This window comes from Arthrobacter sp. 35W (genome assembly GCF_000482545.1).
In the GTDB taxonomy this organism is placed as follows: domain Bacteria; phylum Actinomycetota; class Actinomycetes; order Actinomycetales; family Micrococcaceae; genus Specibacter.
In genome coordinates this window covers 1,359,179-1,384,181 of sequence record NZ_KI519454.1, presented here as the reverse complement: position 1 = coordinate 1,384,181, position 25,003 = coordinate 1,359,179, and the positions used below count along the sequence as shown (strand labels likewise).

Here is a 25,003-nt window from a genome sequence, read left to right as displayed (position 1 = left end):
GCGGATTGGGAAGCCGGAAGGTCGGCTGCAACGAAGGAGTTCCAATGCCAGAGATTCTGCCGTCGCGGTTCCTGTTCGGTCCCGGGCCGAGCAACTGCTATCCCGAGGTGACAGCCGCGCTGGCGCATCCGGTGATTGGGCATTTGGATCCGGTCTTCATCGAGCGCCTGGACAACACCTGCGAGGGGCTCCGCACCGTATGGGGAACGAAGAATGCCCGGACGCTGCCCTTGAGCGCCACGGGGTCCGGCGGCATGGAGGCGGCCTTTGTGAATACGGTGGCCGACGGCGACGTGGCGGTGATCGCTGTAAACGGCCTCTTCGGTGAGCGCATGTGCGAGGTGGCCCGGCGCTGCGGCGCAACGGTGGTCCGGGTGGACCACGACTGGGGCTCCCCCATCGACGTCGAGCGCGTGCTGGCCGCCCATCCGCATCCAAAGGTGATTGGCGCCGTCCACGCCGAAACCTCCACCGGGGTGCTCTCCGACATCGCACCGCTGGGGCAGAACAAGGGCGATGCGCTGCTGATCGTGGATGCCGTCACATCCCTCGGCGGACTGGAAGTGCTGGCGGACGAGTGGGGCATCGACATCGGATATTCCTGCACCCAGAAATGCCTTGGCGTGCCTCCCGGGCTGTCACCCTTCACCGTCTCCGACAAGGCCTTCGAGCGGCGGATCGAGAACCCCCGCTCCTGGTACCTGGACATCGGCCTGCTGGGCGGCTATGCCGGAGCCGCCGGCGGCAGCACCCGCACCTACCACCACACGGCACCCGTGAGCATGATCACTGGTCTCCAAGCGGGCTTGAACAGGATCCTGGCCGAGGGACTTGCTGCGGTCCAGGCCCGGCACCGCGCCGCGGGCGCCGCGTTGCAGGCCGGGCTGGTGGAGATGGGCCTTGAGCTGTTCGCGGCCGAGGGCCACCGCCTTCCCAGCCTCACCTCCGTCAAGGTGCCCGACGGCGTCGACTCCGCGGCCGTGCGCCGCTACCTGCTGGAGAACTTCAGCATCGAGATCGGCTCCGGGTCCGGCAGCTTTGCCTCCAGCGTCTGGCGGATCGGCATGATGGGCCCCAATGCCAACCCCGCGTCGGTGACGCTCGTGCTGGGTGCCCTCAAGGAAGCCGTCGCCGCCGCCTGACCACGGCGGGGGCGCGCTCCCCCGCCACCGCTTCGTGCAATGCTTGGTGCATGGATCTGGAGGTGTTCCCCGCGCTCACCATTCCCGCATCGGAACTCCGCTGGCGCTTCTCCCGCTCCTCGGGTCCCGGCGGGCAGCATGTCAACACCTCCGACAGCCGCGTCGAACTGTCCTGGAGCGTCGCGGACTCATCGGCTCTCTCCGATGAGCAGCGGGCGCTGCTGACCACACGCCTTGGCCGCCGGCTCGTTGCCGGAGTCCTCACCGTGGCTGCCTCCGAGCAGCGTTCGCAGCTGCGGAACCGCGAGATTGCCCTGGCCAAACTGGCCGGCCTCATCACCACCGGGCTGGCCCCCGATGCCGCCCAGCGCCGCCCGACCAAACCCACCCGGGCCTCGGGCCGGCGGCACCAGGCCGCAAAGGTGCAGCGCTCGGCGACCAAACGGCAGCGGCAGCGGCCCTCGGCCGAGTAGCGGCTCACGGCCCGCGCCTGCCGCTAGGAGCTGCGTGCCGTCCGGGCGCGGTGGCGCCGGACGGCGGCGCGGTTGGCGCAGCGCACGGAACAATACTGTTGGCGGCCGTTGCGGGTGGTGTCGACGACGACGTTCCGACAGGGATCCCCCGGCGCCTGCCCGGCGGCGCACCGCCCCAGGCGATGCATGCCGCGGGTGGTCAGGTGCAGGGCCGTGCCCACGCTGATGACGGCGCGCAGGACATGGGGAAGGGTGTCGCTCTGGTCCCGGTAGTGCAGATGCCAGCCCTCGCCATTGTGGTCCGTCAGCCGTGGGTATGCCGCCGCCGCGGCCATCTGCGCATTGAGCAGGGCGGCCCGCTCCTGTGGGCCGGGCGCGTCCACAACGACCAGCCAGTCGTTCACGACGCGGCGCACCTGTGCGTGGTCGTCGGACGCCTGGGCGAACTCCATCGTCATGCCCAGCTCACGCGTGCGGGCAATGATGCCGGGGGCGTCCGGTGGAAAATCGTTGGCCAGCGATGCAGCCAGGAGGACCGCGTATTCTCCGTAAGGGTTGAGATGCATAAGACCATTACACCAGAGTGGATGGCATGACGCTTTCCATCGCTTCCGAGAATCCCAGCACGGCCGGCACGGACGAGCAGCACCAACACGACTGGCGGATCGAGTCCGCCCACCGGACGTCTGCGGGCCGGGTGCTGTACATGATGTGTCCTTCGCCGTGCGGTGCCAGGCGCGTGGACCTGCACCGCCCGTTCGACGTCGAGGCCGTCCCACTAAGCGCGGCGGTGGCGGTGCCGCAGCCGGGCGAACTACAGTGCAGAACATGAATTCTGACGACGGTGTGGGCACCACCCGGGACGTGGTGCCCACCGTTCCCATCCCCGCCGGATCCCTGGCCATGCGCGACGCCCGCTCCGAGTCGTCCAGACACGTTGTCCTGCAGCCGTTCCACCTTGGACGCACCCAGACCACCTTTGCCCAGTGGTCCGCCGTGCGGACTGGCGACACGTCCGGCGCAGCAGCGGATTCTCCGGTGCATCCCGTGACGTGGTTCGATGCCATCCACTGGTGCAACGAGGCATCTGCGATCGCCGGCCTTCAGCCTGCCTATGAGGTCCACGGACGGGACGTCTCCTGGGATGCCGGCGCCGACGGCTACCGCCTCCCGACGGAGGCCGAATGGGAATGGGCCGCCCGGGCCGGCACCTCCGGGGCACGCTACGGACCGCTGGAGGACATCGCCTGGTCGGCGGCCGACGGCGTCTACGGGCCCCAGCCGGTGGCCGGGAAGCCGGCGAATGATTTTGGGGCCTTCGACATGATCGGCAATGTCTGGGAGTGGTGCTGGGACTACGCCGACACGGCACGCTACGGCGACTACCGCAGCCTGCGCGGCGGCGGGTGGGCCGATGAGCAGTGGAGCTGCCGGGCGTCGGTGCGCCGCGGCAGCGCCCCGGATGCCGTGCTGGAGGATGTCGGATTCCGGGTTGCCCGCGGCGCCGTCGGCGCATTGGGCGTCCAGGCCGCACAGGGTTGGTCGGCGGCGGCCGATCGGCGCCGGGCCGACATCCGCGGCCCCCGCCCCGTGGGCTGGACGCCTTTGCGAAATCTGTGATGGCGGCGGACCGGGTTAAGTAGGTAGACTGGGCTACCTACTTAAGGAGTCTGCAATGGTTGGTGGGTCCACGAGGGAACGCCCGGCCCGTGAGAGGCTGCTGAAGGCGGCGGCGGAGATGTTCTACGCCAACGGGATGTCCGCCACAGGCATTGATGCCATCACCGAGCGGGCCGGCGTGGCACGCAAAAGCCTCTACAACAACTTCGCCTCCAAGGATGCTTTGGTGCTCGCGTACATCCAGGCCCGCCACCAGGAATGGCTGGAGCTCTACGAGAGGCGCGCCGCCCAGGCGTCGGGGCCACGGGAGGCGGTGTTGGCTGTGTTCGATGCCTACATCGACCACGCCGGCGCCGCCTACGTCCACGGGTTCCGCGGGTGCGGGCTGCTCAATGCAGCGGCCGAGCTGCCCGCCGGTGCGCCCGGGCGTACAGCGGTCCGCGAACACAAGGAAGAGGTCGAGTCCATCCTCACCACGGCCCTGGCAGAGATCCTCGACGCCGGCCGGGCCGCGGAGCTTGCGGAACAGCTGTCTTTCGTGCTCGAGGGTGCGGTGGCCCGCGCCGGCCTGGAGGGCACCCCCGAGCGGCTGGTCCATGCCCGGAAGATCGCCTCGTCACTGCTGGACAGGGCCGTGGAGGGGGCATGAAGCGCCAGCGGATGATGGCCATGGGCGCCATCACCATCACCTCGATCCTGTGGGGCACCACCGGGACCGCCGCAACGTTCGCCCCCGGGGCCGGCCCGCTGGCAATCGGCGCGGCCGCCCTGGGCATCGGCGGCATCCTCCAGGCCCTCATCGCTGTCCGAGCGCTGCGCGCAGGTTCAGCACAGCTGCGTGCGAACTGGCCCACAGCCGCCGTCGGCGCACTTGCCGTGGCCGCCTACCCGCTGGCGTTCTACAGCTCGATGCATCTGGCCGGCGTCGCCCTCGGCACCGTCGTGTCACTGGCCTCCGCGCCGCTGGCCTCGGGGATGCTGGAACTGCTTCTCCACCGCACTGCGCTGGGCCGGTGGTGGATGCTCGCTGCGGGGCTCGGCGTCATCGGCAGCGCCGTGCTCTGCCTTGCAAAGATGGCCAGCGACGCCGGCGGCGCCGGTTCCAGCCTCGCCGGCATCGCACTAGGCCTTGTTGCCGGTGCCACCTACGCCACCTACTCATGGTCCGCCAGGCGCCTCATGAGCCAGGGCATCGGCCGTGCGGCATCGATGGGGGCCGTGTTTGGCGCCGGCGGCATTCTGCTTCTGCCCGTACTTCTGGCAACTGGCGCCCCGCTTCTGGCCAGTGGACAGGCCTGTGCCGTAGCGGCCTACATGGCGCTGGTGCCGATGTTCCTGGGGTACCTGCTCTTCGGCTATGGCCTGGCCCGCCTCACCGCCAGCACGGCCACCACCATCACCCTGAGTGAGCCGGCGGTCGCGGCGGTTCTGGCCGTCGCCGTTGTCGGCGAGCACCTCAGCACCACCGGCTGGATTGGGCTGGGCATCATTGGCCTCTCCCTGGTGGTACTGGCAGTTGCGCCGGCCGCGCCGGCGGAGGCCGTCAGAGCTCCGGACGTTCCCATGGCGGCGGCTGGCAGCCGGATCTAGACTGAAGGCAGTTCCCGGAACCGGTCCGCAGACCCCTTCCAGGGCTGGCACTGAAGGTCCAATCGCCGCATCTCATCGATGGATCCGAGACGGAAGGGATGGGCCGGTGCTGCTCCCGGAGCATGAGAACAAAGTTCTGGCAGAGGGTGGTTTGCTGCGCACCCGCAACGTGGACGGGCCACCCTGGCGGCGGTATGTGGCGGTGGGCGACTCCTTCACCGCGGGCTTCGGCGATCCGGATCCACGCAGCCCCAAGGAGTTCCGGGGCTGGGCAGGGTGGGTGGCCGGCGAGCTCAGCCGCTCTTCGACGGACTTCGCCTACGCCAATCTGGCCGTCCCCGGGCTGAGGCTCCGGCAGGTTGCCAGCGAGCAGGTGCCCGCCGCCGTCGCTCTGGCCCCCGACCTGGTCACCTTCCAAGCGGGCGGGAACGATCTCATCCTCCCCGGGGCCGACCCCGACCAGCTGGCCACGCTGGTGGATGCTGCCCTCGCCTCCCTCACGGCCACAGGAGCCACTGTCGCCATCTTCGTGGGCCCGGATTCCGGTTCCGGTACCGTGCTCGGCCGGGTGCGGGCAAAGATTGCGGTGTACAACGAGAATGTACGTTCTGCCGCGGCCCACCACAACGCCGTGGTGGTGGATCTGTGGTCGTTGGAGCGGTTGAAGGACCGGCAGATGTGGGGCCCGGACCGCCTCCACCTCTCACCGCCGGGCCACCTTGCCGTGGCGGCCCTGGTGCTGGACACCTTGGGCGTTCCCCATGGCCTCGAACCCGCGGACGAGGTCGAAGCCCCCGATCCCTCCTGGCGCGAGGCACGCATCCAGGATCTCGCCTGGACCCGCGACTACTTCATTCCCTGGCTCCTGCGCGGCCTCGCACGGCAGCCAACCCGATGGAAACCACTGGCGCAGCCGCCCGTGCAACGGCGGGACCCCCTCCACCATGATCGTCCACGAAAGGCCGCCTAGCCCACCGGTCAGGGCCGTTCCTCCCGAGCGTCCCGGGGCTGGGGGCCGCGCTCCTTGAGCGAGGAGACCTCGGCCTCCAGGACCAGCACAGCCGCCGCCCCGGCCAGATTCATCCCTGATTCCAGCAATTCGTTGATGTGGACCACCCGGGCAAGATCGTCCCGGCTGTACAGGCGGCTGCCCCCGGTGGTGCGTGCAGGATCCACCAGCCCACGCCGTTCAAACAGGCGTAGCGTCTGCACCGGCGTGGCCGTCAGCTCCGCAGCAACGGTGATCCCGTAGACGCCGCGCCCGGCAGGGATGTTGGCCGGATCCACGAGCCCACCCGGCCCCCTGCCCTGCACCCGTCCGCTGCCGGTCATCTGAGCGCCAATGCTCCGGCCTCAACGGCACATCCGGGGCTGCCGTGCGGCAGATGGGCATCGATCCCCGCGGAATGGGTCCAGTCCTTGATAAATGCCGTACCCGCAATCTCCCGGGCCCTGGCAATGCCTTGGACTGCTGCCTCCTTGGTCTCAAACGCCACGGACACCGCCATCAATTGCCCATCGCCATCAACCAAATGCACCCGGTAGGCGCCGTCGGATGTGTCCACCAATTCGAATGTTCCCGACATGTCCCTCGTTCCTCGAACCAACCCACGCTATGTGATGTACACCATATTAGTTATGGTTGGTGCCATAGCAATGATGCACCGAAAGGAACCATCCCGTGGCTTTCATCGCCGTCGGCACGGAAAACAGCACGGACATTGAGCTCTGCTACGAGGACCACGGTGCGGGCCAGCCCGTGGTCCTGATCCATGGCTACCCTCTGGACGGCCATTCCTGGGAACTGGGCGGATGAGGGGTCCGCCGGCCGCCTCAGCTGGGATTCAACTCTGTGGCCAGCCCCTGGTCGTCGGGTTCAGCGTCATCCTTGTGCTCCGCCGGCCCCGCCGGTCCGCCAGCGGCGTCACGCTGACTCTCATTCTCCTCATGGGGCACGGCCGTACTCGCTTCGTCCGGCGTTCCAGCTGCCCCTGCACCGCCTCCGGCGTGGGGCTCCTGCGGATCGCGAGGCACTGGGATGTGGCCTTCTTGCACACCATCACGCACTGGTCCATCGGAGCCGTCACTGCCGCTGGTGCTGGGGAGTTCACTCATGCCTTCACGCTAGGCCAGCTCTGGTGCGATGTCGAGGACGGGCCTGGATCCACTATTCGGCAATCGTCCCCGCGCCGGGCACTGCATCAGGAGTGTCGGCTCTAGCCCTCTTCAACTGCCGGTTCTCCGGGCGTTCTGGGATCCGCTTCTTCGCCACCGTCAGCGGGTGCCTCCGGGTTCCCACGCTTGATGCCTTTCGCGCCGGCCACCGCCACCACGTCGTCATGGACGCCGCCCCGGGTGACGCTGGAACGCCACAGGCCGGTTTCTTGTCCGCGGCCCTCCACGAGCTGTTTGAAGCGCTCCAGGTCGCCTCGGATTTGAGAGGCGTCCAGGCCAAATACGGCGCCGATAATTTCAAGGCCCGTGACCGGCTGCCACGTGAGTTGGACGGTCACGATGGTTTCCGTCTCGGACGCCCGCTCAAAGACCGCACTGCCCTCATTGCTCGGGCCGTCAAGGCTGGCCCAGGCGGTGCTCTTATCGGGCCGTTGGCGGGTGATCGCGGCATCGAAGTCGCGCTTGACACCCTTCACGCTGGTTTGGAAATGCAGCCTAGTGTCGTCAAGCTGTGTCACAGCCACGACGCCGGACATGAAGCGTGGAAACACCTCGAACTGCGTCCATTGGTTGTAGGCCATGCGCAGGGGGACGTTAACCGGGGTGGTTGCCCGTACGTCCCGCACTGCTGGTTCTTCCGTCATCGCGACCACTCCATGGTCTGGATGCCGCGCGCCGCGGACCCGGTTCCTCCGTCTGCAAAGCGGCACCCACTCTTGACGATAGCCCCGTCGTGGTTTGATGGCTACGCGCCCACAGCACCGCCCAGCAGCCTGGACACGGCGGCATCGGTGGGCCGCACCCCCGCCAAACCACCCTTCAGGTAGATGTCGAGGAGCCGTGGGTCGACATATGATCCCCGCGCAACGGCGACGGTGTTTCCCAGCACCTCGGCGGCAACCACGATCGCCGCCGAAACCGCTTCACCGGTCGGAGCGCCCCCGGTTCGGGCCAATTCCGCGGCGGCCGTCATGGTGCCCTTCCAGGTCCTGAAATCCTTGGCGGAGCAGCCAGCGCCGGCCACCCGGGAGATGTACTCATTGACGGCCTGTGCGTCCACGGACTGCCACGCTTCCCCCACCTTGTAGGCCAGCAGCGCGGATCTCCCGGACTGTGCGGCCAGGGGTTTGAGGAAGTCCGCAAGCAATTTGTCATCAAGACGGAGGTCCCATGGCTGGCCGCTCTTGCCGGGGAACGACAGGTGGACTTCCGTCCCGGACACGGAGGCATGCCGGGATTCCAGCGTAGAGAGGCCGAAGGACCCGTTCTCCGCGGCATACTCCTCGGACCCGATGCGCAGAGCTCCGAGGTCCATGAGCCGCAGCGCCGCGGCCAAGGTGCGCGTTCTTGGGGATGTGGATTCCCGAAGATGCCTCGCCACCCGGCGGCGGACCTGTGGCAGCCTGGCCCCGAGTTCCGCGGCCCGGATGAACTTCTCCTTCGCCTGGGCCTCGGTCCACGCTTGATGGTAGATGTACTGCCGCCGGCCGGCGTCGTCGGTGCCCGTCGCCTGAATGTGGCCATTTGGCCGGGGGCAGATCCACACATTCCGCCAGGCCGGCGGAATGGCGAGAGCCGTGATGCGCAGCTTCTCCTTCGGCGCCACGGGACGGTTTGAGGGCGTCAGGTAGATGAAGCCTCTGCCCGCCCGGCGCCGGCTGATGCCGGGACCGTCGGGATCGCTTTGCTGTAGCCGCTGCATGCCGCTCCTCTCCTCCCACAGGTGGACCCCAGCTGGGGATTTTCAGAATCTACTTCCCACGCATATCAATAATTGTGCACATTTTCTAAACCAAAACCATTTCACTATTTGATCCGATTTTTCCGCTGGGCAGCAGCAAGGGTTGATTATTTGGTGCGGAGATGGTTACGGTGCGGCAACGGCCGTCGGGCGGGATTTCATTGTTCATCCTCTGCAACGCAGTGGTTGCTAGCCGCCGCAAAGCCATCGAGGAAACCGGAGATTTGGATCCCGCGCCGAGGACATGAATATTGGGCCGACCGAAAAATTGGAATTGTTCCAGTGGTTCATGAGGGCCATCTTGAAAGAGATTCCGGAGAACTCGCCGACCACGGTACAGACACCGAAAGGGGCACCGCACAAAAGGCCAAGTAGGCAGCCGCATCCACTATGCGGGAAAACGCAGGACTAAGTAGCAATCATGGGTTTCATCGGATGGATCATTCTCGGCCTCATCGTGGGTGTGATCGTCAAGGCGATCATGCCGGGCAGGGTTGGCGGAGGCTGGCTGACAAGTCTGGTACTGGGCGTGGTCTGAGCCATCGACGGTGGCTGGATCGGTGACCTAGTCTTCGGGTCGGGCAAGATGGAATTCGGGCTCCTGGGCTCCTGGGTCCTTGCCATCGTCGTTGCCGGGGCCTACGGAGCCATCACCGGCCGCAACAAGTCCAGTGCCTAGGCGGCCCGACCGTCTCATGGCCGCTTAGGCCAAGAACCCTATGTGGTCTAGGGGCCGGCAGCACCGCTGCCGGCCCCGGCGCCTACTCAACCGCAGCTGGCGCCTGGTCCTCCCCTTCAGCCTCCAGACGCTGCCGCTGGCGTTCTAGTTCCTTCTCGCCCTCGTGTTCGGCATCGTATAGCTTGCTGTTGCTGACCTTGAGCTCCAACATGATGGCATCGAGCTTCACATGCAGCGCCTCGCTGTCACGGTTTTGCGTGTTTTGAATGATGAAGACCATCAGAAACGTGATGATAGTCGTGCTGGTATTGATGATGAGCTGCCAGGTATCGGAGAAACCAAGCAGCGGCCCCGTGAACGCCCACACCACCAACGCGCCAACGGCGATGGCGAAGACCCATGGGTGTCCCAGAACCGTGGCCACCTTGGTGGTGAATCGCGTGAAAATGTCGGGCTCGTCCTTGTTGTGTGCCACTGGACTTTCCTTCAATGCGTCGTAGGTTCTAATGGGCGCGCCGGTCGACGGCCAGCGGAAAGATGACCAGAGAGGCCACGAGGATGATGAGGCCCACTAGGGCTGTTGCAATGCCCGCGGGAGCACCCGTGACAACGTAGACGATGAACGCCGTGGTCCCGGCCACCAGAAGCGCGACCAAGGCCAGCGCCACCTTGACGATCCTGTCGCCGTCGTCCACCAGACGCGCCTTGATTCTGTGGCCGAACAAGCGGCGGTGGAGTGCCACGGGAATCAGCATGACGGCCGTGGCCAACGCCGCCAGCACGACAAGGGCCAGAAAGGCCCCCACTTTTGAAAATCGTCCAGTGTGGCAAAGCGCTGCTGGAACGGGAGTGTCAGCAGGAATCCGGCGATGATCTGGGTGCCGGTTTGCATGACACGCAATTCCTGAAGGAGATCACCCCAGTTCCGATCCATCCTCTCCTCAGCTGTCTCGTTGCGGCCATCACCAGCCGGTGGCCCACTACTGATCCGCATCTGCGGGCCCGTCCCGCCCTAGGAGTTCCGCAGAGAATCGATCAGCTCACTCTTGCGCTTGCGGGAGTAGCCAGTGAGTCCAATGTCTTTGGCCTTCTTCTTGAGCTGGTCAACGGTCCAATCCTCATAGTCACCGGATTTTCCGCCCCTGCGGCCGATGGTGCTGCGGCCCTCCTTGGCGGCCGCATTGGAAATTCGTGCCGCCTTCCGCTTCGACGCGCCATCATCCCGCAGGGCCTCATACATCTCGGGGTCCTTCAGCGAGGGATTCTTCTTTGCAGGCATGGTTCCACTCCGTCCGGCTGGGGGTTGCTCGTGATCATGCGCTCGGTCGGACCTGAGGGTTGTGGGCGTCGACAGTGGATAGGGAATGTCGTTGTCGTGCGGGTCGATGTCGGCGGTGGCATCCCTTCCGGGGCGGCTTGGCGCACGCCGTGCTGCTGGATGTGAATTCGCCACGGTCGACCCTTCCTCGGTGGGGCAGTGCCTGGGACTATGCCGCCCCGCCTGCCACAATCCCCACGCTAGGACCGTTGCAGCCCCGGCGCAATAGACGGCGCCGTCCACCGGCGACGTGCTTCGTGGCAGTGCTGTTGATCGGGGTATTGGCAGCACACCCCCTTGCGCCGGATCGAGATATTCCGTCTAGTGGTACGTACGGCTGTGGACGCTTGTTCGCCGCCGAAGCAGTAGAAACCGGAAGGATCCATCGCATGGCTTTCATCACCGTCGGAGTAGAAAACGGCACGGACATCGAGATCTACTATGAGGACCACGGCACCGGCCAGCCCGTTGTCCTGATCCATGGCTACCCGCTGGACGGCCATTCCTGGGAGCGGCAGGGCACCGCCCTGCTCACGGCGGGGTACCGGGTCATCACCTACGACCGGCGGGGGTTCGGACGCTCCAGCCAACCCACGGCGGGGTACAACTATGACACCTTCGCCGCGGATTTGAAGTCGCTGCTCGACACCCTCGATGTCCGTGGGGCCGTCCTCGCCGGGTTCTCCATGGGCACCGGAGAGGTGGCCCGCTACCTGGGCACCTACGGATCCGAGCGCATCGCAAAGGCGGTATTCATCGGTTCCCTCCAACCGTTCCTGCTGAAGACCGACGACAACCCCACCGGCGTCCCGCAAGACGTGTTCGATGACATCCTGGCCGCCGTCACCGCCGACAGATATGCGTACTTCACCGACTTCTTCGACAACTTCTACAACACAGATGAAACCCTTGGCACCCGGATCTCTGAGGAGGCGCTGCGCAACAGTTGGAATGTGGCGGCCGGCTCCTCGTGGTTTGCCTCCAGCGCCGCGGTGCCAACATGGCCAACCGACTTCCGTACCGACATCCCCAGCATCGATGTTCCTGCACTGATCGTGCACGGAACGGCCGACCGGATACTGCCAATCGACGCCACTGGGCGCCCCTTCCACCAGGCGCTTCCCTCGGCCCGGTACATTGAAATTGAGGGTGCTCCGCATGGGCTGCTGTGGACCCATGCCGACGAAGTCAACGAGGTGTTGCTGGGCTTCCTGGGCGCATAGGACCGGCCCAGGCGCCCATGCGCGAACACCTGGGGCGAGCTAAACAGGCAGGGCATCGAGGCGATCAACGAGTGAATGGGACAGCCGCTGCCGGACCTATGCCTGGTTTGCGGCTTCCTGTTCGACAGTCTGGACCGATCGGTCCAGCAGGCAGAACTCGTTGCCTTCCGGATCACTCAGCACCACCCAGCTGACGTCGGGCCCCTGGCCCACGTCCGTACGCCGCGCACCCAGGGCGAGCAGGCGTTCAAGTTCAGCCGTGGTGGACGCCCCGTCGGCCCGCAGATCCAAGTGCAGCCGGTTCTTTGCGGTCTTTCGCTCGGGCACGGGGCATATGTCGATGGAGGGCCCGGAACCATTGCTGGGGGCGATGCTGATGAATCCGTCATCCTCTTCGACAATGTGCCAGTCGAGAACGGCGCACCAGAAATCGGCCACCACGCGCGGGGCGATGGCATCAAGGGCAATCGTTGCAATTCTGCTGGTCATGGCACCACCCTAGCCCCAGGGGCCGGGGTGTCGTTCTCGGTGGCCGCCCACGAGGCAAGCAACTGGAGGGCCTGTTCCGAGGCAGACCCGGGTTCGGCGGCATAGATGGTGAGGGTCAGGCCGGGCTCTGCCGCCATTTCCAGGCCTTCGTAGGCCAGGGTGAGGTCGCCGACGACCGGGTGGTGGAAGGTTTTCAACCCTGCACCATGGTGGCGTACGTTGTGCGCACTCCAGCGGCGCCGAAAGTCTTCGCTGCGGGTGCTGAGCTCACCGATGAGGTCGTGGAGTTCCTTGTTGTGCGGGTCGCGGGCGGCCTCGCTGCGCAGGATGCCGACGGTCATCTCGGCAAAGAGGTCCCAGTCCGGGTAGAACGCACGTGCCCGGGGATCAAGGAAGGTGAACCGGGCAATGTTCGGCGGCTGCCCCGGCATGTCGTAGACGTCCTTGTAGAACGCACGCGCCAAGGCATTGACGGCGATGAGATCCATGCGGCCGTTGCGGACGAAGGCGGGGCCGGCCGTGACGGCGTCGAGGACCCATTGCAGACTCTGGTGCGCCGCCCATGTCTGTGGGCTCCTCCGCCGCGGCGGCCTTGCCACCGGGCTTGCCGCATGGGCCAGATCGAAAAGGTGGGCGCGTTCGGCCTCGTCCAGCCGCAGTGCCCTGGCAAGGCTGTCGAGGACCTCCGGGGAGGCCCCGCTGATGGCACCGCGCTCCATGCGGGTGTAGTACTCGATGCTCACCCCGGCCAGGGTGGCCACTTCGCTGCGGCGCAGCCCCTTGACCCGACGATTGGTGCCGGAGGGCAGGCCCACCTGCTCCGGTGCCACCTTGGCCCGGCGCGACGTGAGGAACTCACGCACCTCAGCTCCATTGTTCATGTTCTTAACCCTAGCCAGGGCTGCTCCGGGGTGGGAGTCCCTGCCAGTACCCCCTACAACAGGGACTCCCTCATCGGCGGCAGGCGGTGTTGAGTGGTTGAAGGAAAGCCAACCATCGGGGACACCGCACGCCCCGGCCAACAGGAGGACACCCATCGTGACTTCAGCAACGACCACGGATGACAGCGAGCGCACACTCGATGCCTCCGGGTCCGCCGTCGGCCTCGCGGAGAAACCGCCGACGGCACCGGGCAGACGCCTGCCATTGCCGGCCCTGCTGGTCATGGCCTTGATGGGATTCATCCTGATCGCCACCGAAACCATGCCGGCGGGCCTGCTGCCGCAGATCGCGCAGGGCCTGGACGCCACCGAAGGGACGGCGGGGCAGCTCGTCAGCGCCTATGCCCTGGGCACAGTGGTGCTCACCATCCCCGCCGTCGCACTCACCCGCGGCATGCGGCGAAAACCCGTGTTCCTGGCCGGGGTGCTCGGTTTCCTGCTCGCAAACTCCGTCGCAGCCGTGTCCCCTGACATCGCCCTGACCCTGGGCGCCCGCTTCGCCGCCGGCGCGTTCTCGGGCCTGCTGTGGGGCATGCTTGCCGGGTACGCCCGCCGCATCACGGCGCCGGAACTGGCCGGGCGCGCCCTGGCCATCGCCTCCCTCGGCACACCGCTCGGACTGGCCATCGGGACACCGCTGGGATCGTGGCTGGGCACCACCCTGGGCTGGCGTTGGTCCTTCGGAACGCTCTCCCTGCTGGCCGTCCTCACGGCGGTTCTGGCCCTGGCGATCGTCCCGGATGCCCCCGGGCAGCGGGCGGAATCCCGGCTCCCCCTGGCACGGGTCTTTGCCATCCCCGGCGTCACGATAATCCTCGTTGTCATCTTCGTCTGGATGCTCGGCCACAACACCTTGTACACCTACATCGGAATCTACCTTCGGTCGGCAACCATCCCGCTGACGGTCGACGTGGCGCTCGTCGTGTTCGGGGTCTCCGCCCTGGTCGGCCTCGGCATCACCGGGGCGCTCATCGACCGCGCCCCGAGGCTGCTGGTGCTCGCCAGCCTGTCCCTGTGCACCCTGGCCGGGATCGTCTTTTTTCTGGGGCATGCATCAGCCCCCGCGGTGCTCACCGCCCTGGTGCTGTGGGGCATCGCTTTCGGCGGTGCCGCGCCACAGCTCCAAACGGCCGTCAGTGAGGCGAGTGGCGAGAACGCCGACGCCGCGAACTCGCTTCTCGGTGTAGCCTTCAACGTCGCCATATTCTCCGCCGGAGTCGTCGGCGCCGTACTCATCGGCAGCTATGACGGAACGGCCCTACCCGCCCTCATGGCCGCCCTCGCCGTCCTAGCCTTGGCGATCGCCGCCACCGCCCGCCGCAACGCATTCCCCGCCCGGAGCTAATCCTTCGGACCCCCCGCTTTCCCCTACCAACAGCCTCTACAGAACCACCAGGAGAAACCATGTTCACCGTGAACGCCTACGCCGCGCCGTCAGCCACCGGCGGCCTCGTCCCCACCACCATCGAACGCCGTGATGTCGGAGACCACGATGTCCTGATCGAGATCAAGTACGCCGGCATCTGCCACTCGGACATCCACACCGTCCGCGGCGACTGGGGCCCGCAAACCTATCCGCTGGCACCGGGCCATGAGATTGCCGGCATCGTCACCGGGATCGGCGCCGCCGTCACCAAACATGCCGTCGGCGACCGCGTGGGCGTCGGCTGCATGGTCAATTCCTGCGGTGAGTGCGCCAACTGCCAAGCCGGCGAGGAACAGTACTGCCTGGCCGGCAACACCGGCACCTACGGCGCCGTCGACCGCGACGGGACCATCACCCAGGGCGGCTACTCCACCCACGTCGTTGTCGCCGAGAACTTCGTGGTCACCATCCCCGACGGTCTCGGGCTCGACGTCGCGGCGCCACTGCTCTGTGCCGGCATCACCACCTATTCGCCCCTGCACCACTGGGGCGCCGGTCCCGGCAAGAAGGTCGCCGTCGTCGGGCTGGGCGGTCTGGGCCACATGGCCGTCAAGATCGCCCACGCCATGGGTGCCGAGGTCACGGTGCTGTCCCAGTCGCTGAAGAAGCTCGAGGATGGCCTCGAGCTGGGTGCCGACTTCTTCCACGCCACCAGCGATCCGGCCACCTTTGAACTGCTCGCCGGCAGCTTCGATCTGATCATCAACACGGTGAGCGCCGCCATCGACATCAACGCCTACCTGCGGCTTCTCACCCTCGACGGCGCCCTGGTCAACGTGGGTGCCCCGGCCGAACCGCTCCCAGTCCAGGTGTTCTCGCTCATCATGGGGCGCCGGTCCTTCGCGGGATCGGCCATCGGCGGCATCCGTGAAACCCAGGAAATGCTCAATTTCTGCGCCGAGCACGGCATTGGCGCGGAGATCGAAGTCATTCCGGCGGAGAAGATCAACGACGCCTATGAGCGAGTCCTGGCCTCCGACGTCCGCTACCGCTTCGTGATCGACGCAGCCACCCTCTGAGGCCAGAACGGCACCGCCGGGGCGGCGCGGGCCCCATTCCGCGCAGCCCGGCGGCAGCCGCGTCAGGCGTGCGTGCCCAGGTACGCCATTGCAGCCACAACGAGGGCCTGGACGCCGGTGGACAGGGTCGGTTCGACCAGAGGGGCGAAGAACGGCGAATGATTTGCTGGAATGTCCCTCGACGTAGTGCCGTTCGCTGCCGCAGTGGCATAGGCCTGCGGGTCGCAGCCGCCCAGCAGCCAATAGGTGTACGGCGCGCCAAAGGCTTCCGGGATCCTGCCGAAGTCCTCCGAGGCCGTTTGCCTCTCTGCCGTTGTCACTGCTTCCGGGGCAAAGTGTGCGGTAAACGCAGCACTGACCCGTGCCGTCACGGCCGCGTCATTGTCCGTTAGTGGGAATTGGTCAAAGTACTCGAAGTCCGGTTCCCGGGGCGATCCCGAGGCGGCGCACTCTCCCCTGGCAATCCGTTCAATGGCGGCCAGGACGCCGGCCCGGACCTGCCCGTTGTAGCTGCGGACGTTGACAAGCATGGTGGCCCGGTCGGGAATGATGTTGGACGTGGTTCCCGCATTCAGCGCCCCCACGGTAACCACCGCGAACTCCCCCGGCTTTGTCTCTCGCGCGACGACGGTCTGCAATTTGAGCACGATTGAGGCGGCCAGCACCACCGGATCGACGGACATATGCGGCATCGACCCGTGGGCGCCCCGCCCGTGCACCGTGATCCTCAGCGAGTCGGCCGCCGAAAGGACCGGACCGGCGGTCGTCGCGAGGGTCCCCGCCGGCAGCAGCATCACATGCTGTGCCAGGACGACGTCGGGCCGCGGCACCTTGGCGGCAAGTCCGTCGTCGACCATGGCTTTGGAGCCTCCGCCTATCTCTTCGGCCGGCTGGAAGAGAGCGATGTAGGTGCCGGACCACGCACCGCGCCCGTCCGCCATCAGCTTCGCGGCACCGAGCAGGGCGCTGACATGAACGTCATGGCCGCAGGCATGCATCACGCCGTCCACCTCGGAGGCATAGTTCAGGCCGGTAGCCTCCGTGACGGGCAAAGCATCCATATCAGCCCTCGACATCACGGTGGGACCGCTTCCGTTGCTGAAAATGCCGACAACGCCGGTGGTGCCAAGGCGGATGGTCGAGTAGCCGAACGACGTGAGCTTTTCATCCACCAGCTTGGAGGTCTCTTGCTCCTGGAAGCTCAGTTCGGGGCGCCGGTGCAGCTGCATGTAGGTGTCCGCCACCCAGCCGAGCTCGGCTTCAAGTCCTGCAAGGACCATTGTTGAACTATTCACGGGCATCCTTCCCTCGCGGTCTGGACATGTGGGCGTCGTCGTGCTGCCACCCTACTGCGTCAGCGCCGCCCGGACCACCGGGAGGACCTCGGTCGCAAGGAGCTCGATGGAGCGCAGGGTCTGCGCCTGCGACAGCCCGCCCAGACCCACCTGGGCGAGGAAGCGGCTGTGGCCCAGGAGTTCGTGCTCCCACAGAATCTTGTCGACGATCTCGGCCGGGCTGCCGGCGAACAGTGCGCCGCGCGGCCCCGCCCAGGAGTCAAAGCCGGCGCGGTCCAGCCGTCCGGCGCGCGGCATGTTCTGGGAGATGTAGGCGGAATAGTGCGGGAAGAAGGTGTCCCTGGCCCCCTGCGAGGTTTGCTCCACGTAGAAGTGGGAGGTCACGCCGATCCGCCCCGGAGCCTTCCCGGCCTCGGCCGCAGAGTGTCGATACAGTTCGGCCAACGGGGGAAACCGCTCCGGGCCCCCGAGGATCGCCAGGTACAACGGCAGCCCCAGCCGGCCGGCGCGGACCACGGAGGCCGGCGTCCCGCCAACCGCCGCCCAGATCGGCAGCACATCCTGAACCGGGCGGGGCCAGATCCCCGCGTCCACCAGCGGCGGACGGGTGGTGCCGGTCCAGGTCACGGGGTTCTCGCCGCGGATCCGCAGCAGCAGCTCGAGCCGGTCCTCAAAGTACTCGTCGTAGCGCTCCAACTGCTGGCCAAAGAGCGGAAAGGACTCCAGGTACGCCCCACGTCCGGCAGTGATTTCCGCCCGCCCGGCACTGATGAGGTCCAGCATGGCAAAATCCTCGAAGACGCGGACGGGATCCGCGCTGGAGAGCACCGTGACGGTGCTGGTAAGGCGGATCCGTTCGGTTTGCGCGGCCGCCGCGGCCAGCAGCACAGCGGGCGAGGCCACGGCAAAGTCCTCCCGGTGGTGCTCCCCGACGCCAAAGACATCCAGCCCCGCCTCGTCGGCCACCCGCGCCCATTCAAGGATGTCGCGGGTGCGCACCGCGGCGTCCATCGGCTGCCCATCGGCGCCGCGGGTCAGTTCGCCAAAGGTGAAGATGCCGATTTCAAACGGGGAGGCACCGCTCATGCGCGGGCCACCGCACGGGCACCGACCTCGGCTTCGAGGAAGCCGCGGACGTCGTCGAGCTCGGCGGCGTTGATGCCATGGGCCAACCCCGGATAGATGCGCTCAACCAGAGAGGTGTGCTCCGGCAGGAATCTGCTGCTGCGGGTGATTGCCACGGGTGCGATAACGCGGTCCACGGCACCGCGGCCCCAGAAGAGTGCCGGACGGCTCGCGCGCAGCGTCTCGTCGCCCGGCTGCGGTGCGCCCAGGACGAATCCACCCAGCACTACCGGGGCCAGCACTCGTTCAGGCCGGGAGCGCAGCAGCTGGCTGGCCATGAGCCCGCCCTGGGAGAATCCGATGGGGACGATGCGGGTGTCCGGGTCCACATTCTCCTCAACCCAGTCCCAGATGGCATTGGTGGCCGCCTCCACGGGGCCGGCCTCAGGGTTTCCCGGTGTGGTGATCGAGAACCATGCCGCCGCGCCGTTGCCGAGGTCAATCGGTGCCCGCAGGGATGCCCACGGCGTGGCCAGTCCCAGCGCCGGTGCCAGAGTGGCCAGGTCGAGTTCGTTGGAGCCGAACCCGTGGAAGAAGAGTGCGACGGCGGGGGGAACCCCAGGAGTGGTCCAGTCGTGTGAGCGTACGTCGCGCAGTGTGGTGTCCATTCGAAGGACCAGCTCCTTGGCTTGTGGGAATCCGGGCCGAGAGTCGACCGATTCCTCCACTATAGCAATTACTTAGAGCTTCAACTAAATCAGCTCCTGGCCGGCGGTGGACCAGTGATCACTGTGGGGACGTACTCAAGGAGTTGCAGCCGTCCGTCGAAGAGCCTGCTGCCCACCATCTCCAGCGCGACGTCGGGATAGCCGTCATAGATCCGCTCCTGCCCGGTGCGGCCCGTGATCACCGGGAACACCACCAAACGGAACCTGTCCACGAGACCGGCAGTCAGCAGCGACCGGGCGAGGCTGAGGCTGCCGAGGGTGCTCAGGGTCCCCGTCCGGGTACGCTTCAGCTCAGCCACGGCGGCAACCGCGTCCCCGGCCACCAGCTCCGCGTTCGGCCAAGCCAAGGGTTCCTTCAGGGTGGAGGAGAAGATGATCTTGGGGACAGCGGCCAGGCCGCTCAGGCTGGCACCCTCGTCCGCAGAAAATCCCGAGGCATCCGCCTCGGCCTCGGTCGACATGGCGGACATGAGCCGATAGGTGTTGGCACCCATAAGGAAGGTGTAGTCCTTCTCCCCCTCCTGCGCGAGCCACGCGAGGTATTCGGGTCCCTCCAGTCCCCACCAGCCGGGCCATCCATCCGCCGAGGCGTAGCCATCAAGGGAAATGATCAGATCGACCATCAGCTCTGCACTTGATTCACCCATGACACTCTCCTTTGTGGGACCGACTCTCGTTGCGGAAAACCCGGCCGTGGATGCGACAAACGCTACGCCGGCCACCACCTGCGGTCCATATGCCGGCGGCACCACCCGCGGTGCATCCCACGGGTCGTGCCGGCCCTGCCTCAGCTGATCTTGCGGCGGTAGACGGTGGCGGCCCAGGCGTAGGCGACGGCGAGGATGGCCACGAGCCATGCCAGCGCCGTCCAGATGCCACCGCCGGTGGGTTGCTGCGCGAACAGGTCCCGGATGGCGTCCACGATGGCTGTCACGGGCTGGTTCTCGGCAAACCACGCCACGGGGCCGGGCATCGAATCAGTGGGGACGAACGCCGAACTGATGAACGGCAGGAAGATCAGGGGGTAGCTGAAGGCGCTGGCGCCGTCGACGGTCTTCGCCGAGAGCCCGGCAATGACTGCGATCCAGGTCAGCGCGAGGGTGAACAGCACCAACACTCCGGCAATCGCCAGCCATGACGCCACCGAGGCTCCCGTCCGGAACCCCATGAGCAGGGCGACGCCGATGACGACGGCGACCGAGACGAGGTTTGCGGCCAGGGAGGTAAGGACGTGCGCCCAGAGCACGCTGGAGCGTGCGATGGGCATGGACTGAAAGCGTTCAAAGATGCCGCCCTGCAGATCGAGGAACAGCCGGTACGCCGTATAGGCGACGCCGGAGGCGATCGTGATCAGCAGGATGCCGGGGAGCATGTAGTTGACGTACGACTGGTCGGATCCGGTCTTAATGGCGCCGCCGAGCACGTAGACAAACAGCAGCATCAACGCGATCGGTGTGACAACGGTGGTGATGATCGTGTCGGGGCTGCGGAGGATGTGGCGCAGCGAGCGTCCGGTGAGGACGCCGGTGTCGCCCAGGACGTGGGTGCTCATGTCAGTTCCCTTCCTGCTGGGGCCGTGCCGCCGGCGGCATCGCCGCCGACGAGGGCGAGGAAGACGTCCTCCAGGGAGGGCTGCTTCTCGACATACTCGACCGTGGCGGCCGGGAGGAGTCGTTTAAGTTCGGCGAGGGTGCCGTTTTGGATGATCGTGCCCTGGTGCAGGATCGCAATCCGGTCGGCCAGCTGCTCGGCCTCATCCAGATACTGCGTGGTCAGCAGCACTGTCGTGCCACCGTCGGCGAGCTGCTTGACGGTCTGCCAGACCTCGATGCGCGCCTGGGGGTCGAGGCCGGTGGTCGGCTCGTCGAGGAAGATGATCGGCGGGCTGCCGATCAGACTCATCGCGATGTCCAGCCGACGGCGCATGCCGCCGGAGTACTTCGACGCAGGGCGGTCCCCCGCCTCGGTGAGAGAGAAGCGGTTGAGCAGTTCGTCCGCTATCTCGCCTGGATTTGCCAGATGGCGCAGCCTGGCGATCAGCAGCAGATTCTCGCGGCCGGTGAGCACCTCATCGACAGCGGCGAACTGGCCGGTCAGGCTGATGGCCTCGCGCACGCCGCCAGGGTTCGCCGCGACGTCGATGCCGTGGACCGTGGCGGTGCCCGCATCGGCCTTCAGCAGCGTCGACAGGATCTTCACCAGCGTGGTCTTTCCCGCGCCGTTCGAGCCGAGCAGTGCAAAAATGCTGCCGACCTTCACCTCAAGGTCGACGCCCCGCAGCACATGGAGGTCTTTGAAGGACTTCTCGATGCCCAGCACCCGGATGGCGGGTTCGAGGGCCTGGTTGATGGTCATCTACGTTTCTCCGTTCCGTCGTTGTCACGCCTGGCCCGCGGCGGCTTCGTCAATGGCGTCGGCGAGGCGCTTGCGCTCCTTGTCGATCCACTGCTTGCCGTCGTAGGCCCGGGCAAAGTCCTCGGCGAACTCCACCGGATTGCCGCCGGCGATGGCGCGGATCGGCGTCCCGTCGATTGCGGCACGCTCCCACAGGTCGGCGAAGTCGCTGAACATGGTGACGAGGGTGTCCCCGTCAGTGATGCCTCCGTAGTACATGAAGTACCGCTCGAAGGCCTTCGCGGCGGCACGGTACGGCTCGGGGAGGGCCTCGATGCGCGCCTTGTACGCCTTGTACTGCTTCTTCTGCTCGAGTGAACCCGTAAGGGCCTCGATCCACTTTGCTGCCATGGCTACTCTCCTTCGTTTGGTGTGTTGTTGCTGTGTCCAGGCTGTTCCAGCTGGTGGTGGAGCTGTTCAATCCGTTCCGCGAGGAAGCCCCACGACTTCCAGAACTCCTCGAGGTAGTCGCCACCCTGCGCGTTCAGCGAGTAGACCTTGCGCGGCGGCCCCTTCTCCGAGGGGACCTTTTCGACGTCGACGAGTCCGCGCTGCTCGATCCTGATCAACAGGGCATAGACAGTGCCTTCGACTATGTCGGAGAAGCCCTGTTCCCGCAGCCGCGCTGTGATCTCGTACCCGTAGGCCGGCTGGACGGCCAGCGTTGCAAGGACGATTCCCTCGAGCGTGCCCTTAAGCATCTCGGTCATCTGCTTGCCCATGGAACCTCTCCTTTCGCTAGTCAGTGTTGCTGACTACCACTAGATAGTAGCACTGAATAGCGGCGGCGCAAATGGTCCCTTGCGGTGATTTCAGGACTCTTCGCCAGGTAGGCGACACAGGTTTCATTGCGGGCACCGCTGTCCTTCCTGGCGCCGGTCTACCAGCGGGTCTCGGCGCCGCATGCGCAGAGGCATGGGAATTCAAAGCCGGGACACGCATCGCGCCGGACAACGAAGGTTTAGCGCACTAAACAATCATCATCGAATTATCGAAGGTTTAGGCTGGCGCGGGGCCTGCAGGCCCCAGCTGCGCCCGTTCCTCGGCCTCCACCACCTGGACTGTGCGGGAGAGCAGGCAGAACTCGTTGCCCTCTGGATCGCTGAGGACCACCCAGCTGGCGTCCTCACCCTGGCCCACGTCCGTGCGCCGCGCACCCAGGGCGAGCAGGCGCTCGAGCTCCTCGGAGGTGGACACGCCGTCCGCCCGCACGTCGAAGTGCAGCCGGTTCTTGACGGTCTTGCGCTCGGGCACGGCGAAGACGTCGATCGTCGGCCAGTCGCCGTCGGGCGGGGCAATGCTGATCCCATCGCCGTCTTCCTCGATGATGCGCCAGCCAAGGACCGCGCACCAGAAGTCGGCAACCACCCGCGGCTCGATGGCGTCGATGGCAATCGACGATATTCTGCTCGGCATGGCACCACAATAGCCCGGGGGCGGGCGGCAGTACCCCAACCATCCACGGTGAAACGTCTTTGCGGTCGTCGGCTTCGGGGTTGTGAATGAATGCCGCAGAGGTCTACAGAACGCCGCGTTCAAGAAGGCTGGCGGCGCAGCCGGCAACAGTCTCGGCCGCTGGCCGCGGCGTCCAGCCGAGGATCCGCTGCGCCTTGTCGGTGGTGTGCCGGTTCCGCCGGCCCAGCGAGACGGCGATGGCGCGCAGCCCCGGATCGAAGAGCGCCGCGGCGCGCACCACCAGATTGGGCAGTTCACGGGTGGGCACCTTGGCTGCGCGGTCGCCCAGTGACGACCGCAGCGCCTCGGCAATGTCGCGCATCCAGACAAACTCGCCGGTTCCCAGAAAGCGTTCACCACCAGCCTCGGGCGAGGTCATCGCGCGGATGTGCAGGTCCGCGAGGTCCCGGACATCGACAACCTCCAGGCCGATCTTCGGCAGCCCGGGCATCCTTCCTTCCATCATTCTGGCGATGATGCGCACCGAGCCAAGGTTCTCCGGCGAGAGGATCGGACCGAACACAGCACCCGGCAGCACCGTTGCCAGGGTGGTGGATCCCTCGTACTCCTTCATGAAGTCCCATGCTGCCCTCTCCGCAAGGGTCTTCGACCGCCGATAGGCCGGCAGCGAGGGGCTGTCAATGGTCCACAGCGTCTCGTCCGTGACCCCCTCGTCGGTGTACGAATTTGGACTTGCCGCGTTGGCCGCAGAGGTCACCACCACGCGCTTGACCCCAGCTGACGTGGCAGCCCGGAGCACCCTCAGTGCCCCATCCCGGGCGGGAATGATCAAATCATCGGCATTGCGCGGGTTTTCTTCACCCAGCGGGGAGGCAACATGCAACACGTAGTCGCAACCCGCCACCGCCTCGGCCCAGCCGTCGTCGGAGGTCAGATCCGCAGTGGCAAAGCCCATCCGGTCCGTCTGTGCCTCCGCCGCAACGGCTGCAGTGACGGCCTGGATGCGGCCGGGGCTGCGGATGGTGGTGCGCACCTGATAGCCCCGGTTCAGGAGCTCGACGATGCACCAGCCGGCGACGAAGCCCGTGCCTCCCGTCACCAATACTGTCCCTGCCATGGCGGCCCCTTTCGACTAAGGGAGATCGTACCGCTGCACCCGCACAGCAGAGGATCCCCGGGGCAATGCCCCGGGGATCCTCTCCCATTGCGCCCCCGCAGTGGGGCTGTCACATCAAATGTCAGCGGCCACTAATCACGCCCCTCTCTGCGGCCTTCGCCACGGCGTCGGCCTCGGCCTGCGTCAGCGTGCCGGCGGACACGGCCTTGTCCAGCCTGGTCTTCAGCTCGGCGGCGCGGTCGGCCTGCTCCGCCGTGTGGATCTCCGCCAAGGCCGCTGTGACCTTGGCTTCGTCAATGCCCAGTGTGGCCGCCAGGGACTTGGCCAGCGCCGCCTCCATGGCGGCACGGTCCGGCTTGGTGCCTTCCGCAGGCTTCTCGGTGGGCTTGTTGGCGTCACGGAAGGTCTTCAATGCCGCTGTGACCTGGGCTTCGTCGACGCCGAGCTTCGTGGCAAGGTCGGCAGCGATGTCGCCACGCTCGCCGCCGCGCTTGCCATGGCTGCCGGGCGCATCAGTGGCCGCGGTGGAGCTGGCGCTTGGCGTGGGGGCTGGTGTGGTGGCCGCGGAGGCCATGCTCGTGGCGCCCAGACCAATGCCCAGAGCCACCACTGTGGCTGAAATTCCGAGTGTGATGTTCCTCTTGATTGGCAACGTATCGTCTCCTCGCGTTTCGGCCGGCGGTTTTCACCAGCTTCATCGACAACATTTCAGGATCAAGATAGGTGCGGCCTGTCCGGAGTCTGTCCATGGCCTGTGAAAGCCGGGAAATATGAAAGTGCCGCCGCAACGACAGTTGCAGCGGCACTTTGGCCACGCGTTCGGGTGGAAGTTCTAGCCGAGGTGGGCCAGGCCCTCGTCGGCCACGCTGACCGTAAACACATTCGGTCCACTTCGGGTGACCCTGACGTGCTCTTTGGCGGCATTGGTCCGGGAGGCCACCTGGGTGATGGCAGTTTCCAAGGTGTGGTCGATCGTGGAGTGGTCCCAGATCTTCAGGGTCATTGAGTGCGATTCAAAGTTCATGCGCCATTGCTTTCTTTGAGTGTTTCCCAGCCACCTCGTCATTGGGGCAGCGGCATCCACCCTATGCGACGATGCACCCCGGACTGGGCCTACTGTGAGCGACAGCACAGCAAGCGTTCCTTGGATGA

33 protein-coding genes and 2 pseudogenes are annotated in these 25,003 nt (G+C 66.3%); 12 read left to right on the top strand and 23 right to left on the bottom strand.

Translation table 11 applies throughout. The annotated features are described in order from the left end of the window. The first annotated feature begins 44 nt into the window (after positions 1-44). Positions 45-1,142 carry a pyridoxal-phosphate-dependent aminotransferase family protein gene (locus tag K254_RS0105950; protein WP_026554587.1) on the top strand — a complete coding sequence of 366 codons (1,098 nt, stop codon included), beginning with the start codon at positions 45-47 and terminating at the stop codon, positions 1,140-1,142. A 50-nt stretch (positions 1,143-1,192) separates the two neighbouring features. Next, positions 1,193-1,615 carry an alternative ribosome rescue aminoacyl-tRNA hydrolase ArfB gene (gene arfB, locus K254_RS0105945; RefSeq protein WP_026554586.1) on the top strand — a complete coding sequence of 141 codons (423 nt, stop codon included), beginning with the start codon at positions 1,193-1,195 and terminating at the stop codon, positions 1,613-1,615. 23 nt (positions 1,616-1,638) lie between these two features. On the opposite strand, the gene K254_RS0105940 is transcribed toward arfB, so the two are convergent. Further along, positions 1,639-2,181: a CGNR zinc finger domain-containing protein gene (locus K254_RS0105940; protein WP_026554585.1), complete on the bottom strand. Its 543-nt coding sequence runs from the start codon at positions 2,179-2,181 to the stop codon at positions 1,639-1,641. A gap of 26 nt (positions 2,182-2,207) precedes the next feature. Here K254_RS0105940 and K254_RS22040 point away from each other — a divergent pair, with 26 nt between their 5' ends. From K254_RS22040 to K254_RS22030, 5 genes are all read left to right on the top strand, one after another. Further along, positions 2,208-2,447 (top strand): hypothetical protein, encoded by a 240-nt coding sequence (locus tag K254_RS22040; protein ID WP_035749051.1) that lies wholly within the window; start codon positions 2,208-2,210, stop codon positions 2,445-2,447. Beyond that, positions 2,444-3,235 (top strand): formylglycine-generating enzyme family protein, encoded by a 792-nt coding sequence (locus K254_RS22035; RefSeq protein WP_081709925.1) that lies wholly within the window; start codon positions 2,444-2,446, stop codon positions 3,233-3,235. The genes K254_RS22040 and K254_RS22035 overlap by 4 nt, the downstream gene beginning before the upstream one ends. A gap of 55 nt (positions 3,236-3,290) precedes the next feature. Beyond that, complete coding sequence (locus tag K254_RS0105925) at positions 3,291-3,884, top strand: TetR/AcrR family transcriptional regulator (protein ID WP_026554583.1); 594 nt, start codon at positions 3,291-3,293, stop codon at positions 3,882-3,884. Further along, positions 3,881-4,825, top strand: coding sequence for a DMT family transporter (locus tag K254_RS0105920; protein WP_026554582.1), 945 nt, complete (start codon positions 3,881-3,883; stop codon positions 4,823-4,825). The genes K254_RS0105925 and K254_RS0105920 overlap by 4 nt, the downstream gene beginning before the upstream one ends. A 106-nt stretch (positions 4,826-4,931) precedes the next feature. Beyond that, positions 4,932-5,795, top strand: a complete 864-nt coding sequence (locus tag K254_RS22030) for an SGNH/GDSL hydrolase family protein (RefSeq protein ID WP_196810885.1) — start codon at positions 4,932-4,934, stop codon at positions 5,793-5,795. Between the two features lie 8 nt (positions 5,796-5,803). Here the strand turns inward: K254_RS22030 and K254_RS0105910 are convergent, their stop codons facing one another. Both K254_RS0105910 and K254_RS22025 read right to left on the bottom strand, forming a co-directional pair. Next, positions 5,804-6,157 carry a MerR family transcriptional regulator gene (locus K254_RS0105910; RefSeq protein WP_155848464.1) on the bottom strand — a complete coding sequence of 118 codons (354 nt, stop codon included), beginning with the start codon at positions 6,155-6,157 and terminating at the stop codon, positions 5,804-5,806. Continuing rightward, the gene (locus tag K254_RS22025) at positions 6,154-6,411 is read right to left on the bottom strand and encodes a YegP family protein (protein WP_051388903.1); all 258 of its coding nucleotides are present in this window, start codon (positions 6,409-6,411) and stop codon (positions 6,154-6,156) included. The genes K254_RS0105910 and K254_RS22025 overlap by 4 nt, the downstream gene beginning before the upstream one ends. 95 nt (positions 6,412-6,506) lie before the next feature. Here K254_RS22025 and K254_RS25635 point away from each other — a divergent pair. After that, positions 6,507-6,629: pseudogene (locus K254_RS25635) on the top strand (alpha/beta fold hydrolase); the annotation flags it as partial. Between the two features lie 412 nt (positions 6,630-7,041). Here K254_RS25635 and K254_RS22020 read toward each other — a convergent pair. Together K254_RS22020 and K254_RS0105885 are read right to left on the bottom strand one after the other, a co-directional pair. Further along, positions 7,042-7,644 carry an SRPBCC family protein gene (locus K254_RS22020; RefSeq protein WP_081709924.1) on the bottom strand — a complete coding sequence of 201 codons (603 nt, stop codon included), beginning with the start codon at positions 7,642-7,644 and terminating at the stop codon, positions 7,042-7,044. Positions 7,645-7,745: 101 nt separating this feature from the next. Continuing rightward, positions 7,746-8,702 (bottom strand): DNA topoisomerase IB, encoded by a 957-nt coding sequence (locus tag K254_RS0105885; protein WP_026554579.1) that lies wholly within the window; start codon positions 8,700-8,702, stop codon positions 7,746-7,748. A 460-nt stretch (positions 8,703-9,162) separates the two neighbouring features. Here K254_RS0105885 and K254_RS26440 point away from each other — a divergent pair. Continuing rightward, positions 9,163-9,420, top strand: a pseudogene (locus tag K254_RS26440) (GlsB/YeaQ/YmgE family stress response membrane protein). A gap of 82 nt (positions 9,421-9,502) precedes the next feature. Here the strand turns inward: K254_RS26440 and K254_RS0105875 are convergent. From K254_RS0105875 to K254_RS0105865, 4 genes are all read right to left on the bottom strand, one after another. Then, positions 9,503-9,895, bottom strand: coding sequence for a low affinity iron permease family protein (locus K254_RS0105875; protein WP_026554578.1), 393 nt, complete (start codon positions 9,893-9,895; stop codon positions 9,503-9,505). 28 nt (positions 9,896-9,923) lie between these two features. Beyond that, entirely contained in the window at positions 9,924-10,226 is a 303-nt protein-coding gene (locus K254_RS26395; protein WP_331271229.1) for a DUF6328 family protein, read from the bottom strand. Next, positions 10,169-10,354, bottom strand: a complete 186-nt coding sequence (locus K254_RS26390; protein ID WP_331271228.1) for a DUF6328 family protein — start codon at positions 10,352-10,354, stop codon at positions 10,169-10,171. Before K254_RS26390 ends, K254_RS26395 begins: the two co-directional genes overlap by 58 nt. A 78-nt stretch (positions 10,355-10,432) precedes the next feature. Then, positions 10,433-10,699, bottom strand: coding sequence for a DUF7218 family protein (locus K254_RS0105865; RefSeq protein WP_026554577.1), 267 nt, complete (start codon positions 10,697-10,699; stop codon positions 10,433-10,435). 428 nt (positions 10,700-11,127) lie between these two features. Between K254_RS0105865 and K254_RS0105860 the strand changes: the two genes are divergently transcribed. Next, positions 11,128-11,961, top strand: a complete 834-nt coding sequence (locus K254_RS0105860; RefSeq protein WP_026554576.1) for an alpha/beta fold hydrolase — start codon at positions 11,128-11,130, stop codon at positions 11,959-11,961. 96 nt (positions 11,962-12,057) lie between these two features. Here the strand turns inward: K254_RS0105860 and K254_RS0105855 are convergent, their stop codons facing one another. Both K254_RS0105855 and K254_RS0105850 read right to left on the bottom strand, forming a co-directional pair. Continuing rightward, positions 12,058-12,450 (bottom strand): VOC family protein, encoded by a 393-nt coding sequence (locus K254_RS0105855; protein WP_026554575.1) that lies wholly within the window; start codon positions 12,448-12,450, stop codon positions 12,058-12,060. Further along, on the bottom strand, positions 12,447-13,331 hold the full coding sequence (locus K254_RS0105850) for a helix-turn-helix transcriptional regulator (protein WP_026554574.1): 885 nt from the start codon (positions 13,329-13,331) through the stop codon (positions 12,447-12,449). The genes K254_RS0105855 and K254_RS0105850 overlap by 4 nt, the downstream gene beginning before the upstream one ends. Positions 13,332-13,488: 157 nt before the next feature. On the opposite strand from K254_RS0105850, the gene K254_RS0105845 reads away from it, so the two are divergent. Both K254_RS0105845 and K254_RS0105840 read left to right on the top strand, forming a co-directional pair. Further along, entirely contained in the window at positions 13,489-14,736 is a 1,248-nt protein-coding gene (locus tag K254_RS0105845) for an MFS transporter (protein ID WP_231391757.1), read from the top strand. A 59-nt stretch (positions 14,737-14,795) separates the two neighbouring features. Then, the gene (locus K254_RS0105840; protein ID WP_026554572.1) at positions 14,796-15,836 is read left to right on the top strand and encodes an NAD(P)-dependent alcohol dehydrogenase; all 1,041 of its coding nucleotides are present in this window, start codon (positions 14,796-14,798) and stop codon (positions 15,834-15,836) included. 62 nt (positions 15,837-15,898) lie between these two features. Here K254_RS0105840 and K254_RS0105835 read toward each other — a convergent pair whose 3' ends face one another. From K254_RS0105835 to K254_RS0105780, 12 genes are all read right to left on the bottom strand, one after another. Next, complete coding sequence (locus K254_RS0105835; RefSeq protein ID WP_196810884.1) at positions 15,899-17,137, bottom strand: amidohydrolase; 1,239 nt, start codon at positions 17,135-17,137, stop codon at positions 15,899-15,901. Between the two features lie 45 nt (positions 17,138-17,182). Next, positions 17,183-18,217 carry an LLM class flavin-dependent oxidoreductase gene (locus K254_RS0105830; protein ID WP_026554570.1) on the bottom strand — a complete coding sequence of 345 codons (1,035 nt, stop codon included), beginning with the start codon at positions 18,215-18,217 and terminating at the stop codon, positions 17,183-17,185. Continuing rightward, a complete protein-coding gene (locus tag K254_RS22005) occupies positions 18,214-18,864 on the bottom strand; it encodes an alpha/beta hydrolase (RefSeq protein ID WP_051388901.1) in 651 nt (216 codons plus the stop codon). The genes K254_RS0105830 and K254_RS22005 overlap by 4 nt, the downstream gene beginning before the upstream one ends. A gap of 89 nt (positions 18,865-18,953) precedes the next feature. Further along, a complete protein-coding gene (locus K254_RS0105820) occupies positions 18,954-19,571 on the bottom strand; it encodes a dihydrofolate reductase family protein (protein WP_026554569.1) in 618 nt (205 codons plus the stop codon). Positions 19,572-19,711: 140 nt separating this feature from the next. Next, on the bottom strand, positions 19,712-20,476 hold the full coding sequence (locus K254_RS0105815) for an ABC transporter permease (RefSeq protein ID WP_026554568.1): 765 nt from the start codon (positions 20,474-20,476) through the stop codon (positions 19,712-19,714). Beyond that, positions 20,473-21,279 (bottom strand): ABC transporter ATP-binding protein, encoded by an 807-nt coding sequence (locus tag K254_RS0105810; RefSeq protein WP_026554567.1) that lies wholly within the window; start codon positions 21,277-21,279, stop codon positions 20,473-20,475. The genes K254_RS0105815 and K254_RS0105810 overlap by 4 nt, the downstream gene beginning before the upstream one ends. A 24-nt stretch (positions 21,280-21,303) precedes the next feature. After that, the gene (locus K254_RS0105805) at positions 21,304-21,669 is read right to left on the bottom strand and encodes a DUF1048 domain-containing protein (protein ID WP_026554566.1); all 366 of its coding nucleotides are present in this window, start codon (positions 21,667-21,669) and stop codon (positions 21,304-21,306) included. A 2-nt stretch (positions 21,670-21,671) separates the two neighbouring features. Further along, positions 21,672-22,040, bottom strand: a complete 369-nt coding sequence (locus K254_RS0105800) for a PadR family transcriptional regulator (RefSeq protein ID WP_026554565.1) — start codon at positions 22,038-22,040, stop codon at positions 21,672-21,674. Positions 22,041-22,317: 277 nt separating this feature from the next. Next, entirely contained in the window at positions 22,318-22,734 is a 417-nt protein-coding gene (locus K254_RS22000; RefSeq protein WP_051388899.1) for a VOC family protein, read from the bottom strand. A 103-nt stretch (positions 22,735-22,837) separates the two neighbouring features. Then, a complete protein-coding gene (locus K254_RS0105790) occupies positions 22,838-23,851 on the bottom strand; it encodes an SDR family oxidoreductase (RefSeq protein ID WP_026554564.1) in 1,014 nt (337 codons plus the stop codon). Between the two features lie 121 nt (positions 23,852-23,972). Continuing rightward, positions 23,973-24,503: a hypothetical protein gene (locus tag K254_RS0105785; RefSeq protein WP_155848463.1), complete on the bottom strand. Its 531-nt coding sequence runs from the start codon at positions 24,501-24,503 to the stop codon at positions 23,973-23,975. Positions 24,504-24,683: 180 nt separating this feature from the next. Continuing rightward, positions 24,684-24,875 (bottom strand): hypothetical protein, encoded by a 192-nt coding sequence (locus K254_RS0105780; protein WP_026554562.1) that lies wholly within the window; start codon positions 24,873-24,875, stop codon positions 24,684-24,686. Positions 24,876-25,003 lie beyond the last annotated feature (128 nt).

Excerpts from the sequence above, each read along its gene's own strand:
- K254_RS0105860 (WP_026554576.1), top strand. The coding sequence starts at position 11,128 with ATGGCTTTCATCACCGTCGGAGTAGAAAACGGCACGGACATCGAGATC.
- K254_RS0105910 (WP_155848464.1), bottom strand. The coding sequence starts at position 6,157 with ATGACCGGCAGCGGACGGGTGCAGGGCAGGGGGCCGGGTGGGCTCGTG.
- K254_RS0105815 (WP_026554568.1), bottom strand. The coding sequence starts at position 20,476 with ATGAGCACCCACGTCCTGGGCGACACCGGCGTCCTCACCGGACGCTCG.
- K254_RS0105835 (WP_196810884.1), bottom strand. The coding sequence starts at position 17,137 with ATGCCCGTGAATAGTTCAACAATGGTCCTTGCAGGACTTGAAGCCGAG.
- K254_RS0105920 (WP_026554582.1), top strand. The coding sequence starts at position 3,881 with ATGAAGCGCCAGCGGATGATGGCCATGGGCGCCATCACCATCACCTCG.
- K254_RS0105805 (WP_026554566.1), bottom strand. The coding sequence starts at position 21,669 with ATGGCAGCAAAGTGGATCGAGGCCCTTACGGGTTCACTCGAGCAGAAG.
- K254_RS0105865 (WP_026554577.1), bottom strand. The coding sequence starts at position 10,699 with ATGCCTGCAAAGAAGAATCCCTCGCTGAAGGACCCCGAGATGTATGAG.
- K254_RS22020 (WP_081709924.1), bottom strand. The coding sequence starts at position 7,644 with ATGACGGAAGAACCAGCAGTGCGGGACGTACGGGCAACCACCCCGGTT.
- K254_RS0105820 (WP_026554569.1), bottom strand. The coding sequence starts at position 19,571 with ATGGGTGAATCAAGTGCAGAGCTGATGGTCGATCTGATCATTTCCCTT.
- arfB (WP_026554586.1), top strand. The coding sequence starts at position 1,193 with ATGGATCTGGAGGTGTTCCCCGCGCTCACCATTCCCGCATCGGAACTC.
- K254_RS0105830 (WP_026554570.1), bottom strand. The coding sequence starts at position 18,217 with ATGAGCGGTGCCTCCCCGTTTGAAATCGGCATCTTCACCTTTGGCGAA.
- K254_RS0105850 (WP_026554574.1), bottom strand. The coding sequence starts at position 13,331 with ATGAACAATGGAGCTGAGGTGCGTGAGTTCCTCACGTCGCGCCGGGCC.
- K254_RS0105855 (WP_026554575.1), bottom strand. The coding sequence starts at position 12,450 with ATGACCAGCAGAATTGCAACGATTGCCCTTGATGCCATCGCCCCGCGC.
- K254_RS0105925 (WP_026554583.1), top strand. The coding sequence starts at position 3,291 with ATGGTTGGTGGGTCCACGAGGGAACGCCCGGCCCGTGAGAGGCTGCTG.
- K254_RS22040 (WP_035749051.1), top strand. The coding sequence starts at position 2,208 with ATGACGCTTTCCATCGCTTCCGAGAATCCCAGCACGGCCGGCACGGAC.
- K254_RS0105950 (WP_026554587.1), top strand. The coding sequence starts at position 45 with ATGCCAGAGATTCTGCCGTCGCGGTTCCTGTTCGGTCCCGGGCCGAGC.
- K254_RS0105780 (WP_026554562.1), bottom strand. The coding sequence starts at position 24,875 with ATGAACTTTGAATCGCACTCAATGACCCTGAAGATCTGGGACCACTCC.
- K254_RS0105840 (WP_026554572.1), top strand. The coding sequence starts at position 14,796 with ATGTTCACCGTGAACGCCTACGCCGCGCCGTCAGCCACCGGCGGCCTC.
- K254_RS0105800 (WP_026554565.1), bottom strand. The coding sequence starts at position 22,040 with ATGGGCAAGCAGATGACCGAGATGCTTAAGGGCACGCTCGAGGGAATC.
- K254_RS0105790 (WP_026554564.1), bottom strand. The coding sequence starts at position 23,851 with ATGGCAGGGACAGTATTGGTGACGGGAGGCACGGGCTTCGTCGCCGGC.
- K254_RS22035 (WP_081709925.1), top strand. The coding sequence starts at position 2,444 with ATGAATTCTGACGACGGTGTGGGCACCACCCGGGACGTGGTGCCCACC.
- K254_RS22005 (WP_051388901.1), bottom strand. The coding sequence starts at position 18,864 with ATGGACACCACACTGCGCGACGTACGCTCACACGACTGGACCACTCCT.
- K254_RS26390 (WP_331271228.1), bottom strand. The coding sequence starts at position 10,354 with ATGGATCGGAACTGGGGTGATCTCCTTCAGGAATTGCGTGTCATGCAA.
- K254_RS0105885 (WP_026554579.1), bottom strand. The coding sequence starts at position 8,702 with ATGCAGCGGCTACAGCAAAGCGATCCCGACGGTCCCGGCATCAGCCGG.
- K254_RS22025 (WP_051388903.1), bottom strand. The coding sequence starts at position 6,411 with ATGTCGGGAACATTCGAATTGGTGGACACATCCGACGGCGCCTACCGG.
- K254_RS22000 (WP_051388899.1), bottom strand. The coding sequence starts at position 22,734 with ATGCCGAGCAGAATATCGTCGATTGCCATCGACGCCATCGAGCCGCGG.
- K254_RS0105810 (WP_026554567.1), bottom strand. The coding sequence starts at position 21,279 with ATGACCATCAACCAGGCCCTCGAACCCGCCATCCGGGTGCTGGGCATC.
- K254_RS0105940 (WP_026554585.1), bottom strand. The coding sequence starts at position 2,181 with ATGCATCTCAACCCTTACGGAGAATACGCGGTCCTCCTGGCTGCATCG.